Annotated in this window: 1 protein-coding gene and 1 pseudogene; both read left to right on the top strand. The window is 71.7% G+C overall.

The annotated features are described in order from the left end of the window. Window positions 1–579: hypothetical protein (locus AB7F93_RS13240; protein ID WP_428303381.1), on the top strand; the 579-nt coding region annotated here is incomplete at its 5' end. Between the two features lie 2 nt (window positions 580–581). After that, window positions 582–1150: pseudogene (locus AB7F93_RS13235) on the top strand (hypothetical protein); the annotation flags it as partial.

Genomic DNA, 1150 nt, shown 5'->3' with positions numbered 1-1150 from the left:
ATGCTCGGCGACTACACGCTGCCGCGCGTCACGCGGCTCGAAACGCTGGAGCAGCGCCAGCTCGCGGAGCTGGAAATCCCCGGCCGTGCCGGCAGCCTGTTTCAGGATCTCGGCCGCGGCCCGACGCGCGTGGTGGTGGAGGGCTCGCTCTACGGCGCCGATGCCGGAAGCGAATTCCTGGCCAGCGCGCGCGAGAAGTACCTCGCCGCCGAGCCGCTCACGTTCGTGTCAGACATCGCCACCGGCATCGACCTGCAGTACGTGCTGATCGAGCGCCTGCACGTGCAGGCGGCGGCGAGCGCGCCGGACCAGGTGGATTACGCGATGTGGCTGGTGGAATGCCCGCCACCTCCGCCGCCGCCGGACCTGCTGGGTGGCATCGATACCGGCCTGCTCGATGCTGCTGCCGGCATGCTGGATTCGGCGCTGGGCGCGCTGGATGCGCTGGCCGCGCTTGGCAACGTGCCGGACCTGTCCGATCCGACCAAGCCGCTATCCGGCGCGCTGGATGAGGTGAAAGGCGCCGTCGGCACGCTGGGTGAAGTTGGCAATTCGCTTTCCGGACTGCTGGGATCCTGACGGTGGCGACGCTGCTCGAACAGCTTGGCAGCCTCACTTCCGGCGGCAGCCTGAGCGTGGACCTGGCCGGCGCGGCCGGTCAGTTCGCCGATATCGGCAACACGCTGCGCGGCGTGATGAGCGAACCCCCGGGCGATTTCACGGCGCTGCTCGGGCAGTTGGATGCGCTGCCGCTGCCGCAGCTGGACCTTGCCGGCGACCTCACCGCTGGTCTCGCCGGTCTGGTGCCGCAGCTTCAGGGCGCGCTCGGCGGCGGCGCGGATCCCATCGGCGGTGCGCTTGCCGGTCTTGGCGCGCAGGTAAAGGAAGGGCTCGCGGGTGCACTGACGCCCCTGCTGGCGGCGGTGGACGCCATCCGCACCTTGCTTGCCACGGACCTGTCGTGCGGGCTGGTGCCGGTCCTCGCCCCGCCCGCCGTCACCCCGGTGCTGCCCGCGCCTGCGCCGGGTGACCCGCCGGCACCGCCCCCCGCACCAGTCCCGGCCCCAGCGCCGGTGCTCTCGGCGGCGCAGGTGGACGCGGCCAAGACCATACTGGACAGCCTGCCGCCCGACATGACTGCGCCGGCCCT

Origin of the sequence: Immundisolibacter sp. (assembly GCF_050250495.1) — a bacterium.
Lineage (GTDB): Bacteria > Pseudomonadota > Gammaproteobacteria > Immundisolibacterales > Immundisolibacteraceae > Immundisolibacter.
Note: the sequence above shows the minus strand (reverse complement) of the source record. Positions and strands in the feature narration are given on the sequence as shown.